The sequence below is a fragment of the Mixta gaviniae genome, from assembly GCF_002953195.1.
Lineage (GTDB): Bacteria > Pseudomonadota > Gammaproteobacteria > Enterobacterales > Enterobacteriaceae > Mixta > Mixta gaviniae.
In genome coordinates this window covers 2689722-2703671 of sequence record NZ_CP026377.1, presented here as the reverse complement: position 1 = coordinate 2703671, position 13950 = coordinate 2689722, and the positions used below count along the sequence as shown (strand labels likewise).

The following is a 13950-nucleotide window of genomic DNA, read 5'->3' as shown; positions in this document are numbered from 1 at the left end:
TTATTCCTGTTCAGAAAGAGAAAAAAAGCGCAGATGAGGCTTAGCGCAGCGGCTGTCGGGCGACAATCGCCCGGGCGAAAACTAAATCCTGCGCGGCAAGCCCCACCGATTTAAAGAGGGTTCTCGGCGCGGCGGCCTTCGGCGCGTCACCGACGCTCAGCCGTTCGCCAAGTTCAATGCCGCGCTGCGTCTGCGGCAGCAGGCCCTGATCTCTGGCCTGTTGCAGACAGCTTGAGGCATCCCACACCGCCTGACGCGCGTCGACATAGAGTTCGACCGCCGCATAGACCTCCGGCGCGATCTCCTGAAAGCCGGGAGCCGAGGCGCCCACCGCATTGATATGGCAACGCGGCGGCAGGTCACGGCGATGCAGAAACGCCGCCTTTGCCGCCGTCACGGTGCAGATCACCTCCGCGTTGCTGACCGCCGCCGCCGGCGTCGGCGCCACGGTGACCACCAGATCCAGCCGTTCGCGGCACCAGCGGGCGAACGCGGCGACGCTCTCTTCACGCCGTCCCCAGAGGAACAGCTGGCGAAACGGCCGCACCGCCATCATCATCAGCGCATGCTGCCTTGCCTGTACGCCGGTGCCCAGGATCGCCAGCCGTTGGGCGTCGGGCGGCGCCAGCAGATCGGTCGCCAGCGCCGAGGCCGCCGCCGTGCGCAGCTCGGTGACCGATGCGGCGTCCACCAGCGCCATCTCGCCCGTCGCCGTCGCGTCATACAGCAGGATGCAGCCTTCATGAGAGCTGCGTCCATCGCGATGGCTGAAATCCACCTTTACCGTTTTCAAACCAAAACCGGCCCAGGGGCCTTCGGCAATGTAGGCGGGCATGGTGCCCATCAGGCAACCCTGATCCGCCGCAATGACGCTGCGCAGCGTCTGCCTGACTTTACCGGCGCTGACCAGCGTAAAGGCGTCGCGGCTCAGCTGCAGGCAGAGTGCGGGCGAAAGGGCGCTTTCCACCGCCTCGCGACCAATAATCTGCATGGCGGCTCCTTATTGCGTCGCGACAGACTGAAACTGCGGCTCGACGTCCGTTTGGGCAATGCTATTAAGCAGCGTCGACATGGTTTTCTGCGCCACGCCGAGGATCACATCCAGCATGTTTTGCTGGCTGTAACCGGCGGCCAGCAGCGCACTCACTGCCTCCGACGGGATCTGCCCCTGCGCCAGCACTACCTGGCGGGTAAAGCGATAAAGCGCGGCCAGCCTGGGCGGCAGGGTGTCCGGCTGGCTGACCAGCGCCTCAATCACCGCGGCATCGACCCCTTTGCGTTCCGCGATCCAGCTGTGCGCCTGCACCGTATAGTCACACTGATTAAGGACGCCGGTGGTGATCCAGACCACAGCGCGCTCCTCTTCATTGAGCGAGCAGCTGCCAAAGGCGTCATGGGCAAACTGATAGGCTGAAAGCAGCGCGGGCGATTCCGCCATATAGGCGCTCTGCCAGGGGATCCAGCCAAAACCATCAATCGAGCTTTGCAGCAGCGGGCGGCTACCGGCCGGCGCGCTGTCGAGGGTATGTTTTTTTAAACGGGTCATAGGGTTCCTTATCGGGGGTTAAACGTTGGAGGCGAAAACCGACCAGAGCATATGAATAGGACGGGTGCGGGAGATAAAATGCAGCCCGTGCAGACGGGCGGCGATCTCCGTGGTCAGCGCCATATCGACTTCGCCTTCGGCGACAGCCTGCGCCGCGGCGCTGGTGGAAGCCATCTCCACCACTTTCGCCACCTGCAAGCCTGGCGGCAGCAGCTCGGCAATCAGCGGCACGGGTGCCGGATGAGAAGCGATAAACAGCGGCCGCGCCGGTAAATCGGTTTTAGCCACCAGGCCATACAGCGGCGTGTCGTAAAGAAAGGTCGCCAGCAGTTTTAGCCGCGTATCCATATAAAAATCATTAATTTTCGGATACGCGTTAGCGACAATTAATAATCCCTGAGCGTCCTTAACATTATTTCGCGCCAGCTCGTAGGAATCATTCAGATAAATAGGATGCTGACTTGCTGAATAATGCGTGTTCATCCAGTGATGAAAAAATTGCGAGGCGTATTCGCTACTGGTTCCGGCAGGACCCAACGTATGCACAGGAAAATTGACGGCACAGCCCAAACCCATATCCATAAAATGATAATTCATTTTTTTCACCCAGATATTGTATTTAACAGACAGGCGTTAACCAGTGCATAAAGGCGTTTAATTTTCCTCTTACCGCCTGTGCATAATATTCCCTGATCGCCATCGTCACGCTTTCCGTCCCGCTACTGCGCAGCCGACAGTGATCCAGCTGTGTTACCGGGGTAATTTCCACGCCGGTGCCCGACAGGAAACATTCATCGGCGGTCAGCAGCTCCGAAGGCAGAATATCGCGCTGCTCGACAGTTAAGCCCAGATAGTGCTGCGCCAGCGTGATAACCGTATCGCGGGTGATGCCTTCCAGAATGTTCGCCGTCACGGGCGGCGTAATCAGCCGGCCTTTTTTCACCATAAAAACGTTCGAGGTAGTCGCTTCGGCCACGTAGCCCAGATGGTTGAGCATAATGGCATCGTCATAGCCGCCGCGCTGCGCCGCCTCCATCGCCAGGGCGGAGTTGACATAACTGCCGGTGATCTTGGCCCGGGCGGGTATGGCATTATCCGCCACGCGTCGCCAGCCGGAGAGGGTGCAGCGGATGCCCTCCTGCTTAACGTAAGCGCCCATATTCAGCGAGTTGATCGACAGGCCGCTGCTGACGCCGGAGAGCTTGACGCCGAAGCCGCTGCCCGGCAGCAGCTGGCGCTTGTAGGCGACGGGGCGAATATAGCAGTCGCCGTCGGCCTCATTGCGCCGCAGCAGCGACAGGGTTATCTCTGCCAGCGCCGCGGCTTCCGGCAGATCGTCAATGGCCAGCAGCGAGGCTGACTGGCGCAGACGCAGCAGGTGATCGTCGAGACGGAATACCGCGACCCGTTCGCTGTCCGCCTGGCGGTAGCCGCGAATGCCTTCAAACACGCCGGTGCCGTAATTAAACGCCTGGGTAGTGATCGGCAGCGCCGCCTCGCTGGCCGGGACATATTCGCCGTTCAGCCAGACCCAGCGGTGATGCGCCGGACGCGCCATATTCAGATCCTGAGAAGAGGTTTCACGCATTACTGGAATCCCCGGTTGATCAGCGCCAGCGCCGCTTCGCGATCGCTGTTGTCGGCCGCCGGACGCAGATCGTGCAGGCGCGCCGCCTTCCAGCTCACCATCGCCGAGGTGCCGGTGACCGCCGCCGTTTCGCCCGCCGTCAGGTTGACCGTCACGCCGCTCAGCACCGTTTCCATATGCAGCTTCGCCGCCTGCAGACGCGTGCCGACCTCCTGCGTCTTATCAAACATCTCAACGGTAATATTCAGCACATCGCGCCCCTGCGCCTTATCGATCTGAATCGCATAATCCAGGCAGCCGTTGAGACGCTCCAGCAGCGCCGCTTCTAAATCCCATGCGCAACAGGCGGCGCCGTTCAGCATCAGCACGTCGCGCACGCGCCCAATCGGCGTAATTTTCTGGCTACCGTCCGGCATGGCGCAGGCGCGCACCATATCGCCGGTGCGGTAACGAATCAGCGGCTTCTGGCCCTGATAGAGGTGGGTAATCACCAACTCGCCGGTGGTCTGCCCCTGGTCTGCCGCGAAGTTTTTACCGCTGACCGGATCGATAATTTCGTAGTAGTTATTCAACGGCAGCGTATAAAGATGGCCATCACTGGCGCAGGCGGCGAGGATTGAGGACTCCTGCGAGGCGTACATACAGCTGTAGACCTGCGCATCCCATGCTTCGCTGATGTTGCGCAGCAGAGCGGGCGTGGTCAGCTCGCCGACGGTCAGGATCAGCCTGACGCTGGTCTCGGCCGGATTGCGGCCGGCGCTTTGCAAGGCGCGCGCGACGGAGATTGCTACCGCCGGCGTGCAGACCAGCGCGGTAAGCTTCAGCTCGTCAATCAGCGCCATTACCCGCTTAATGCCGACTACCGGCGAGCGTGGCCACATCTTCACCACGCCATAGCCCAGGCTACGAAACACATCTTCGAAGGTGTCGCCGGTGGAGTGCAGTTCACTGGGCCCCATTACGCCGACAATATGATCGGTGCCGTGCTGTTCGAAAATTTGACGGTAGTGAATAATCAGCGGCGTATTGTTATGGATTGAATCGATCTCGTTGCGCGGGCAGGGCGTGGGTTTGCCGGTGGTGCCGGTCGTCTCATAATAGATCCAGCTTTTATGCAACGGCGCGGCGGCTAAGGCGGCGCCGTGGCTGCGCAGATCCTCTTTAGTGGTAAAAGGCAGCGTATGAATATGCCCGGTCGTCAGGGTTTCAATATCCGTCGCCGTTAAACCTTTTAAATGCTCGCGATAAAATGGCGAGTGGGTGGTGACATATTTTATCACCTCGCGCAGCTGTTTATTTTGATGCGCCGCCAGCGCGGTTTTATCGGTTTCGCCGGCCTCGAAGCGTAAATGTTGCCGGTAAACCTCTTTCGCCTTTTCATATAGCTCATCTTTAAAAATAGCGTACATGTTCCTTTCCTTAAATAAAGAAATAAAAAGTTAACGGCTTCGGCGCACGCTTAAATAAGCAGCCTGTTATAAAACTGCTTATTTGATGGCGTTCAGTATGGGATGAACAGTTATTTATAGAGCGGCAAATTACCCGTCATTTTAGTAATTTTCTTTTTAGGGCCGATAAGCCCGACGGCGACCAGTTCGATACGGCTGCTCTCTACCGAAGAGATGCGTTCGCCATATTCGTCGTAAGTTTTACAGGACTGGGCCAGCGCGCTGAAGGGCATCACATAGATCTCTTCATCGCTCTGCGCCGTCTCCTGCAGCGCGTGGATCATCTCGCCCGGCGCCAGCAACACCGGAAGCGGTGCGTAGATCACGCCCGGATAGTTAATGTTATCTACGCTCTGCATATCGGGGCCGACCAGGTTCTCAACGGTGCGGCCAAAGCTGATGCCGATGACGCTTGCGGCATTTATGGCGAGGCCGGCAGGCAGATCTTTATCGATAACAATCGTGCAGCGATGCTGGCTGGCGTCAAATTTCATAGTGATTTCCCGGTTGTCAGCTGGCTTCCGCCAGCTGGTTAAAGACGGAGAGGAGCCCGGCGTTTTGCGTAAAGTCGCTGGAGAGTTCGATATCCACCACGTGCCAGTCGGCGATCGCTTTCCATTTCGCCACGCCATCCTGATGATTAGGGTGCACGATATAGTTTTCCAGCGCCGTGCGGCCCTCAAACAGGCCGATCACCACGAAGTCGGCGGCGATATCGCGGCGGGTAATGTTACGCCCGCAGGTCCATCCTTTAATTTCATCAATGTAATTAGGGTGCGCGCGCGTCGAACGTTCCGCATCGATTGCTTCGATAGAAGCCCAGCTCCATGGGGTTTTGAACGTAAACAGGACGATATGCATCAACATAGAAGTCGGTTCCTTTCGGCTTTCACTTCAATTAATCATTAAAGTTGCGAATGTATTATGCCGTAGCCTGGCGGGAAATTGTTACCTATATTGCTTGCTTCTTGCGGCGCGACAGGAAAAAATCACCCTCTATCGCGGTTAAAAAGAAAGGAATTTACTTTTATGGCGCTTACCCCGACAGAGATGAAAATCCTCAAGCTGCTTCAGGATGACGCCCGCGTGACCAATCAGGTGCTGGCAGAGAAGATCGGCATGTCCGCCTCGCCGTGCTGGCGCAAGGTGCGCAAGCTGGAAGAGGACGAGGTGATCCAGGGGTACCGTGCGGTGCTGAACCGTAAGAAAATCGGCCTGGGGGTCATGGTGTTTGTGCGCGTGGCGATCGACAGCCACAGCGAAGCGGAAGCGAAGAAGTTTGAAGAGGAGGTGACGGCGCTGGAAGATGTGGTCGCCTGTTACAGCATCGGCGGCGATGCGGATTTCCTGCTGCAGGTGGTCGCCTCTGACCTGGATTCCTACGCCGATTTCGCCATGTCGGTGGTGCGCCGTCTTCCCGGCATCAAGGAGATGCAGAGCATGTTCGTGCTGAAAGAGATCAAACCGCTGGTAACGTTGCCGATTAAGAAGATGTCTGAAGCTGGCTAAAACCGAACGCCTCCCGCCGCAGAAGGAACTCTCGCCGATAACGCGCCACATAAAGGCTACACGTTAAAGCAAGAGTAGGGAGAAACGATGCGTCTTTCAGGCTTTTCACCATCCAGTTTTACCGCGCCGCGCGATGCCGATACGCCCGGCCAGGGCGCCGCCGCGCCGCCGCAGGGAGGCACAAAGGGCGTGGCGTCCGGCACGCTCTCTTTCATTGCGCCGCAGATGCAGAATGTGGTGGGCCAGCTGCCGACGCCGCTGCAGGGCGCGGGCCTGCCGCCGCAAAATGTTGCTGAGACGCCGTTGCTGAGCCAGCTGATCGCCTCGCTGTTCGGCGAGCTGCTTTCCAGCCTTGGCGGTTCGTCCGCCGGCGTGACGCAATGGCCGCAGAGCGGCGCGGCAGAAGGGGGCAACGGTGCGCAGGGCGACCAGATGTCGTTCGAACAGGCGATTACCACCCTGGGCCGCCATGAAGATCTGCTGAAAAAGCCGCAGGATCGCGAAGGGCTGATGAAGCTGCGCGACGATCCGCAAACCCCAGGCGACGCCAAAAAGGCGCTGGATACGCTGCTGAACAACCCCGCGATGTTTGAGGCGATCGATCCGGCCAACAATGGCAAAAGCGACGGTAAGATCAGCGCGAAGGATATTCGCAAATGGCAGGAGAACCCGGCTATCCGTCAATATGCCGACGCCAAAGCAGAAACCTATACCCACGAATATGTGCCTTCCGATGCCAAACCGGGTTCCCCCGCCCGCGAGATGAGCGGCAACGACGCCATGCGCGAACTCTATCTCTACTCCGAGAGCCTGCCGAAAAAGGTCAATATGGAGACGCTGCAGAAAATCGCCGACGGCTCGCAGGATATGGGGAAATGCCCGCCGCAGGTGGCGGCGGCGGCGAAGTATTTCACCGACCACCCGACGGAATGGCAGCAATTTACCGGCAAGGATGATCCCAATGCGAGCGTCTCGCGCGACCGGCTGTGCGACCTGGCCGCCTATAATGTCAAACTCTCGCCGCAGGAGAGCAAAGCGGTGGAGACCCTCAAAAATAATCAGGATATCTTCTTCAAGGGCGGCGGCATTAAGCCGGATAAACTGGTGAAGATCGCCAACGATCCCCATAACAGCCAGGAGGTGCGCGACGCGGCCAACCTGTTAAGCCAGCCGAACTCCATGCTGTTTTCGATGCTGGACAACGGCAAGCATGGCGCGGGCGGCAACTTCTTCAACAAAGCCAACGACCACAAGATCGGCAAGGGCGATCTGGATGCCTTTATTCGTAAAGGCTCTAATCAGGTCGCCGCGACGCCGCAGCTGGCCAACGCGCCCACCACCCAGGATGAAGTTGCCGCCCAGGAGGAGATGGCCAGTGGTCAGGAGACGCAGCCCGATGCGAAGAAAACGCGTGGCGGCGGCATCTTTAAGCTATTGGATATTCTCAGCTATGTTGCCACCGGGCTATCGGTGCTGATCCCGGGCGTTGGCGCAGCGGGCCTGGCGGCCACGGCGGGACGTGCCGCGCTGACTGCCGGGCTGAAAGAGGGGCTGAAGCAGGGCGTGAAAGAGGGCGTGAAGGAGGGCGTGCAACAGGGCGCCGGCCAGGCGCTGAATGCCGCGCAGACCGCTCAATCCGGCAATCAGCAGGTGAACGGCCAGCGCGTCTGGGCGCAGGGCTAAAGAGAAGGGGAAAAGCGCCGCCTCAGAAGAGAGTGTGCATCTGCAGGCCAGTGGGTCGTTCAGCTTGCTGGTTTGCATTCACTTACGGAGCGCGCGCATCTGCAGATGAACGGGCTGCAGGCCCGTTCATCTGTTTTACGGTTTCACGGCTTATGGCTTTATGGCTTTATGGCTTTATGGTTTTATGGCTGATGCCGTCATCACTGCAGGCGTGCATGGCGCGCTCTACCGCCTGTGCCAGCGTGACAATCGCCTGCTCGATCTTCGCATCCAGCGTCAGGCCGAAGTTCAGGCGCAGGCAGTTGCGGTATTTGCCGGAGGCGGAAAACAGCGAGCCGACGGCAATCTGGATTTTCGACTCGCGCAGCGTCCTGTTCAGCAGCACCGCGTCAAAGGCTTCCGGCAGCTCAATCCACATTAAAAAACCGCCCTGTGGCCGCGACACGCAAATCCCGCAGGGGAAATAGCGACGCACCCAGCAGCTTAGCGTCTCGTAGTTGCGTTGATAACGATGGCGCATCCGGCGCAGATGCGGCAGATAGTGGCCCTGTCGAATAAACGCCGCCACCGCCATTTGCGTCTGGGGGGCGCTCGAGCCGGTGACGATATATTTCATATGCAGCGCGCGATCGCGGTAACGGCCGGGCGCCATCCAGCCAACGCGCAGCCCCGGCGCCATGGTTTTGGAAAACGAGCTGCAAAGCAGCACCCGGCCATCGGTATCCAGCGATTTAAGGGTGATCGGGCGTGGATATTCCCAGGCGAGTTCGCCATAGACATCATCTTCGATAATCGCCGCATCGAAGTGCTGCGCCAGCGTCATCAGCGCGCGCTTGCGCGCCTCCGGCATAATAAATCCGAGCGGATTATTGCAGTTGGGCACGACCACCACGGCCTTTACCGGCCACTGCTCAAATGCCAGCTCAAGGGCTTCCAGACTGATACCGGTTACGGCGTCGGTGGGGATTTCGATGGCGCGCAGGCCAAAGCCACGCAGCGTCTGCATCGTGCCGTGAAAGGTCGGCGATTCGACAGCGATGATATCGCCGGGCTGACAAACGGCGCGCACCGCTATCGACAGCGCCTCATGGCAGCCGGTGGTGATCACGATATCGTCCGCGCTGAGCTGGCAGCCGCTGTCGATAGCCAGCCGCGCCACCTCCTCGCGCAGCGCCCTGACGCCATACAGCGTGTCATAATCCAGCAGGCGCGCATCCTGCTTTTGCGCCAGCCTGGCGATAATCTTCCACAGCGGTTTGAGCGTTGGCTGGTGGATATCGGGCGTACCGTTGCCCAGCTGCAGCATCTCTTCCACTTCCATACGCCCGCTCAGCAGATCCAGTACCGCATCCCACTGCGTGATCTCAACCGGCCGCTGCGCCGGGCGCGTCAGTGCGGGCAAGGGCGGCGCCGCTTTGCTGGGCGCCACAAAGTAGCCGGATCGCGGCTGCGGCGTGATCAGCCGTTTCTCCTCCAGCAGGTAATAGGCTTGCTGGACGGTACTGATGCTGACGCCATGCTCCTGACTGAGCGTGCGCACCGAAGGCAGACGCTCACCGCTGCGATAAAGGCCGCGCTCAATACGCTCGGCGAGTAAGCTGGCCAGATGCTGGTAACGCGTCATGTATGCCTCCGGGAAAAATAGTCAGGAAAAAGCGGTACAGATCAGCGGGATTCACGCCATTCAACGCCACTATGCGGCACACTGTATGTTAATTAAAAGCGTTTTTTGCCTCTGTATGGAAATGGCCCGTCGGGCGACACTCTCTTTAGCCAACACAGAGAGGAGCGTGTCATGGAATATGAAGCAAACCGCAGCGGCAAGCCGATAAGCCTTGCCTTAATGTTCACGCCGGCGCGGGCGTTGATACAGTGGATAAAACGGCAGCGCACCCGACGCATTCTGGCGCGCATGTCGGATGAACATTTAAAGGATATCGGCCTGACGCGGGAAGATGTGCGGCACTTTCGTTGAGCGCGACCCGGGGTAAAGCGTGCCAAAAGCGCATGGTCTCCCGTATGCGGCGGCGGTGCCTGGGCAGAACATGCGCCGCCCCACAGTGGCAGACCGCTCTATTGCTGCATCTTGATCCTAAAGCGATGCTGACCGTCGTGGCGATCGTGACCGCCGCAACCCTCCGGCGGTATCAGGCGCTGTCGCCATACAATCCAGCTCACATTAACAAACGGCCGCCTGCGCGCTCGCCGCGTGATGCCCGCTTCTCATGCTCCCTGACAAATAATCACCGCCGGTGACTTGTTTTTTTCTTGCCGATAATGATAATCGGTATCGTTTAGATTTACGCTTCTTTACGTCGGTTTACGTAAAGCCCGTCTCGCCGAGGAGCCCGGATGTTCGTCCCGTTTTTAATTATGTTGCGCGAAGGTCTGGAAGCGGCGCTGATTGTCAGCCTGATCGCCAGTTACCTGAAGCGCACCCAGCGTACACGCTGGTTTGGCGCTATGTGGGCGGGCGTGTTTATCGCCGCCGCGCTCTGTCTGGCGCTGGGCCTGTTTATCAATGCCACCACCGGCGAATTTCCGCAAAAGCAGCAGGAGCTGTTTGAAGGGATCGTGGCGGTGATTGCGGTGGCGATCCTTACCTGGATGGTCTTCTGGATGCGTAAGGTGTCGCGCAACGTCAAGGCGCAGCTGGAGGATGCGGTCGACCAGGCGCTGCAGAAGGGCGGCAATAACGGCTGGGCGCTGGTAGTGATGGTGTTTCTGGCCGTCGCGCGCGAAGGGCTGGAATCGGTCTTCTTTTTGCTGGCCGCCTTTACCCAGGATGTCGGCCTGGCGCCGCCGGTCGGCGCGGTGTTGGGGTTGCTGAGCGCGGCGGCGATCGGCGCGCTAATTTACTGGGGCGGCGTCAGGCTTAACCTGGCGAAATTCTTTAAGTGGACCAGCCTGTTTATCATTTTTGTCGCCGCCGGGCTGGCCGCTGGCGCCATTCGCGCTTTCCATGAAGCGGGGCTGTGGAATCACTCTCAGTCGGTAGCGTTCGATCTTAGCGCGACCCTCTCTACCCATACGCTGTTCGGCACGCTGCTGGAGAGCCTGCTGGGCTATCAGGAAGCGCCCAGCGTCAGCGAAGTGGCGGTCTGGCTGATCTACCTTATTCCGGCGCTGCTGTGCTTTTTTATGCCGGCCCGCGCCAGCGGCGTCGCGCGCCCGGCGCGCTGAACATCGATTTATTACTTTAACAGGGACTCAAGCTATGACCATTTTCACCCGTCGTAAAAGCGTGCTGGCCTGCATGCTGGCCTTTTCCGCCGCCGCCGGCGCCGCCGATGTGCCGCAGGTTAACGTCAGCGTTAACGATAAGCAGTGCGAGCCGATGTCGCTGACCGTCAACGCCGGCAAAACGCAATTTGTGGTGCGCAATAACAGCCAGAAAGGGCTGGAGTGGGAGATCCTGAAAGGGGTGATGGTGGTGGAGGAGCGTGAAAACATCGCGCCGGGCTTTACGCAAAAGCTGACCGCCAACCTTGAACCGGGCGAATATGAGATGACCTGCGGCCTGCTCAGCAATCCGAAAGGCAAACTGATCGTTAAAGCGGCCGATGCCGCACAGCAGAACGGCGCGCCCTCGGCGCTGATGCAGCTGAGCGAGCCGGTCGCTGCCTATAAAAGCTGGGTACTGGGCGAAGTGGCGCAGCTGGTCAGCGGCACCAAAGCCTTTACCGACGCGGTAAAAGCGGGCGATCTGGCGAAAGCGCAGTCGCTTTATGCGCCGACGCGCCAGCACTACGAGCGTATCGAACCGATCGCTGAGCTGTTCTCCGACCTGGACGGCAGCATCGACGCCCGTGAAGATGATTACGAACAGAAAGCGAACGATCCGAAGTTCACCGGCTTCCACCGTCTGGAAAAAGCGCTGTTCGGCGATCGCAGCGCTGAAGGCATGGCGCCGTACGCCGACCGGCTCTATCAGGATACGCTGGAGCTGCAAAAACGCATCAGCGAGCTGGCTTTCCCTCCGGGCAAAGTGGTGGGCGGCGCGGCCGATCTGATCGAAGAAGTGGCGGCCAGCAAAATCTCCGGCGAAGAAGAGCGCTACAGCCGCACCGACCTGTGGGATTTCCAGGCCAACATCGACGGTGCGCAGAAGATCGTCAACCTGCTGCGTCCGCAGCTGGAAAAAGCCAATCCGCAGCTGCTGAGCAAGGTAGACGGCAACTTCAAAAAAGTGGATGCGATCCTGAGCAAATACCGTAGCGGCCAGGGCTTTGCCTCTTATGAGAAGCTGACGCTGACCGATCGTAACCGGCTGAAAGGCCCGGTAACGGCGCTGGCGGAAGATCTGGCGCTGCTGCGCGGAACGCTGGACCTGGACTAAGCGGGATGAAGAAGCTGTTCGATGCGGCGATGCCTTCACGGCGTCGCCTGTTAAAAGGCCTTGGCCTGTTGAGTGGGGCAGCAGCGGTCGGCGGCTGTCCGTTGAGCGGCGCGGCGGCGGAAAGTTTCTCGCCGGGCGCGGTTTCTCCGTCGGCAAGGGAAGAGCGCCAGCCGTTTTACGGCGAACATCAGGCGGGCATTACCACGCCGCAGCAGGCGGCAATGATGCTGGTGGCCTTTGACGTGCTGGTTGATGATAAAGCGGGGCTGACGCAGCTGTTCCAGTTGCTGACCGAGCGCATCGCTTTTCTTACCCAGGGCGGCGAGGTGCCGCTGGTCAGCAATCCGCAGCTGCCGCCGCTTGACTCAGGTATTCTGGGCGAGCATATCTGGCCAGATAACCTGACCATCACCGTCTCGGTCGGCGCGTCGCTGTTTGATGAGCGCTACGGCCTGACGGCGCTGAAGCCGGCAAAGCTGCAGACGATGACCCGTTTTCCCAACGATGCGCTGGATGCCAACGCCTGTCACGGCGATGTGCTGTTGCAAATCTGCGCCAATACCAATGACACCGTAATTCATGCGCTGCGCGATATCATCAAACATACGCCCGATTCCCTTAGCGTACGCTGGCGACGTGAAGGTTTTATTTCAAACCATGCGGCGCGCAGCAAAGGCAAAGAGACGCCGGTCAACCTGCTCGGTTTTAAAGATGGCACCGCCAACCCTGACGCGGCTAACCAGGCGCTGATGGATGCGGTGCTATGGGTAACGCCGGACCAACAAGAGCCTGCGTGGGCCGTCGGCGGCAGCTATCAGGCGGCGCGTATTATTCAGTTTCGCGTCGAGTTCTGGGATCGTACGCCGCTGGGCGAACAGCAGGCGATATTCGGCCGCGAAAAGCTGAGCGGCGCGCCGCTGGGCATGAAGCATGAGCATGACGAGCCGGACTACCGCCAGGATCCGCAAGGGAAGGTGATCCCGCTGGATGCACATATTCGTCTGGCTAACCCGCGTACTCCGGAAACGCAGAGCAGCCTGATGCTGCGACGCGGCTACAGCTATTCCGCCGGCGTAACCGCTTCCGGCCAGCTCGATATGGGGCTGCTGTTTGTTTGCTACCAGCACGATTTAGAAAAAGGGTTTTTAACCGTACAGAATCGGCTGAATGGCGAAGCGCTGGAGGAATATATTAAACCAGTGGGCGGCGGCTATTTCTTTGTGCTGCCTGGCGTCGCCAATAAACAGCAATATCTGGCACAGTCATTACTGCAGGCCTGATTAACTTAGCCTCCCGCGCAGTTATAATTGGCGGGAGGCGGTTTTTTATACAGATGTCGCCTTTCTCGCGCACTGTTTATTTCCCCTGAGAACTTTCTGAATTGTTTCGACATTATTTATTTCAGTCAACCCATTGATTATAAATAATTTTTTCCCCGGCTGCGTTTAATTGCGCGCTAATGTGATGTTTTTTTATCCATTCAGTTAAAATTGATGTTGCAAATTTACACGATTCTGTTGCACTTTATGCAGAGCGGTCATCTGTAGGTTCAATTGCCACGATGGAGAATGCGAATGGAAACGTCCTGTATTGGACAGCCCGTTACTCATAAAAAACATCGCACTATTTTTCGCGAGAGCATTTCTTTCTCTCGGTTATTCCCCACTTGCTTTAATACTCACGGCTCAACCCTTTCCCTGAATCCAGTCTGGCGCAGGCCGATGGCGTGCGTCTGTTCATCAACGGCTAGTAAGGCTCTGAAGGAAGCCAACCTCTAAAGCGTTCACGTAATCGCGCCAGAACCTTTCCGGCGCGGGAAATGAAACCAACTGTAAGG

At 58.6% G+C, this 13950-nt stretch carries 14 protein-coding genes; 6 read left to right on the top strand and 8 right to left on the bottom strand.

The genetic code is table 11. The features are described 5' to 3' along the window. Nucleotides 1–40: 40 nt before the first annotated feature. From C2E15_RS12635 to C2E15_RS12605, 7 genes are all read right to left on the bottom strand, one after another. Nucleotides 41–991, bottom strand: coding sequence for an ornithine cyclodeaminase family protein (locus tag C2E15_RS12635; RefSeq protein WP_104957678.1), 951 nt, complete (start codon nt 989–991; stop codon nt 41–43). Nucleotides 992–1000: 9 nt separating this feature from the next. Further along, entirely contained in the window at nt 1001–1546 is a 546-nt protein-coding gene (locus C2E15_RS12630; protein ID WP_104957677.1) for a carboxymuconolactone decarboxylase family protein, read from the bottom strand. Nucleotides 1547–1564: 18 nt separating this feature from the next. Then, nucleotides 1565–2143 carry a type 2 periplasmic-binding domain-containing protein gene (locus C2E15_RS22255; RefSeq protein ID WP_104957676.1) on the bottom strand — a complete coding sequence of 193 codons (579 nt, stop codon included), beginning with the start codon at nt 2141–2143 and terminating at the stop codon, nt 1565–1567. 22 nt (nt 2144–2165) lie between these two features. Next, on the bottom strand, nt 2166–3134 hold the full coding sequence (locus tag C2E15_RS12620) for a branched-chain amino acid transaminase (RefSeq protein ID WP_104957675.1): 969 nt from the start codon (nt 3132–3134) through the stop codon (nt 2166–2168). Continuing rightward, complete coding sequence (locus C2E15_RS12615; RefSeq protein ID WP_104957674.1) at nt 3134–4543, bottom strand: phenylacetate--CoA ligase family protein; 1410 nt, start codon at nt 4541–4543, stop codon at nt 3134–3136. The genes C2E15_RS12620 and C2E15_RS12615 overlap by 1 nt, the downstream gene beginning before the upstream one ends. A 110-nt stretch (nt 4544–4653) precedes the next feature. Next, nucleotides 4654–5076 (bottom strand): DUF2000 domain-containing protein, encoded by a 423-nt coding sequence (locus C2E15_RS12610; protein ID WP_104957673.1) that lies wholly within the window; start codon nt 5074–5076, stop codon nt 4654–4656. 16 nt (nt 5077–5092) lie between these two features. Next, nucleotides 5093–5449, bottom strand: coding sequence for a Dabb family protein (locus C2E15_RS12605; RefSeq protein WP_104957672.1), 357 nt, complete (start codon nt 5447–5449; stop codon nt 5093–5095). A gap of 162 nt (nt 5450–5611) precedes the next feature. On the opposite strand from C2E15_RS12605, the gene C2E15_RS12600 reads away from it, so the two are divergent. Together C2E15_RS12600 and C2E15_RS12595 are read left to right on the top strand one after the other, a co-directional pair. Then, nucleotides 5612–6091, top strand: coding sequence for an Lrp/AsnC family transcriptional regulator (locus C2E15_RS12600; RefSeq protein ID WP_104957671.1), 480 nt, complete (start codon nt 5612–5614; stop codon nt 6089–6091). Between the two features lie 87 nt (nt 6092–6178). Beyond that, entirely contained in the window at nt 6179–7774 is a 1596-nt protein-coding gene (locus tag C2E15_RS12595; protein ID WP_245912266.1) for an HrpF/NolX family T3SS translocon protein, read from the top strand. Nucleotides 7775–7940: 166 nt separating this feature from the next. Here the strand turns inward: C2E15_RS12595 and C2E15_RS12590 are convergent, their stop codons facing one another. After that, nucleotides 7941–9398: an aminotransferase-like domain-containing protein gene (locus C2E15_RS12590; protein ID WP_104957670.1), complete on the bottom strand. Its 1458-nt coding sequence runs from the start codon at nt 9396–9398 to the stop codon at nt 7941–7943. Nucleotides 9399–9569: 171 nt separating this feature from the next. Between C2E15_RS12590 and C2E15_RS12585 the strand changes: the two genes are divergently transcribed. The 4 genes from C2E15_RS12585 to efeB all read left to right on the top strand — a co-directional run bounded on the left by C2E15_RS12585 (nt 9570) and on the right by efeB (nt 13393). Continuing rightward, the gene (locus tag C2E15_RS12585; protein WP_104957669.1) at nt 9570–9749 is read left to right on the top strand and encodes a DUF1127 domain-containing protein; all 180 of its coding nucleotides are present in this window, start codon (nt 9570–9572) and stop codon (nt 9747–9749) included. A 377-nt stretch (nt 9750–10126) separates the two neighbouring features. Further along, nucleotides 10127–10957 (top strand): iron uptake transporter permease EfeU, encoded by an 831-nt coding sequence (gene efeU, locus C2E15_RS12580; protein ID WP_104957668.1) that lies wholly within the window; start codon nt 10127–10129, stop codon nt 10955–10957. A gap of 34 nt (nt 10958–10991) precedes the next feature. Further along, the gene (gene efeO / locus C2E15_RS12575) at nt 10992–12113 is read left to right on the top strand and encodes an iron uptake system protein EfeO (protein WP_104957667.1); all 1122 of its coding nucleotides are present in this window, start codon (nt 10992–10994) and stop codon (nt 12111–12113) included. A 5-nt stretch (nt 12114–12118) separates the two neighbouring features. Next, the gene (gene efeB, locus C2E15_RS12570; protein ID WP_104957666.1) at nt 12119–13393 is read left to right on the top strand and encodes an iron uptake transporter deferrochelatase/peroxidase subunit; all 1275 of its coding nucleotides are present in this window, start codon (nt 12119–12121) and stop codon (nt 13391–13393) included. The last annotated feature ends 557 nt before the right edge of the window (nt 13394–13950 follow it).